Raw genomic sequence first — 234 nt, forward strand, 5'->3', positions numbered from 1 at the left:
GGCGGCAAGTACGACGAGGTCGCGCTCTCGACGTCGAAGGACGGCGGCGCGAGCTGGAGTGCGCCGCTGCAGGTGAACACGCCGACCGGGCGCCCCGCGTTCAATCCGTCGGTGCGCGTCGACAATGCGGGCTCGGTGATGGTGACCTACTACGATTTCCGCGAGCTGCAGGCCGGCAACACGACGACGCTGCCGACCGGGTTCTGGCGCAAGATCTCGCATGACGACGGGGCC

At 68.8% G+C, this 234-nt stretch carries 1 protein-coding gene; it reads left to right on the forward strand.

Annotation, left to right across the window (positions count from 1 at the left end; translation table 11 throughout):
- A partial coding sequence (locus tag SB816_RS35160; protein WP_410548644.1) for a sialidase family protein occupies positions 1-234 on the forward strand: 234 nt, incomplete at both ends.

This window comes from Achromobacter sp. SIMBA_011 (genome assembly GCF_046535435.1).
Lineage (GTDB): Bacteria > Pseudomonadota > Gammaproteobacteria > Burkholderiales > Burkholderiaceae_B > Achromobacter > Achromobacter dolens.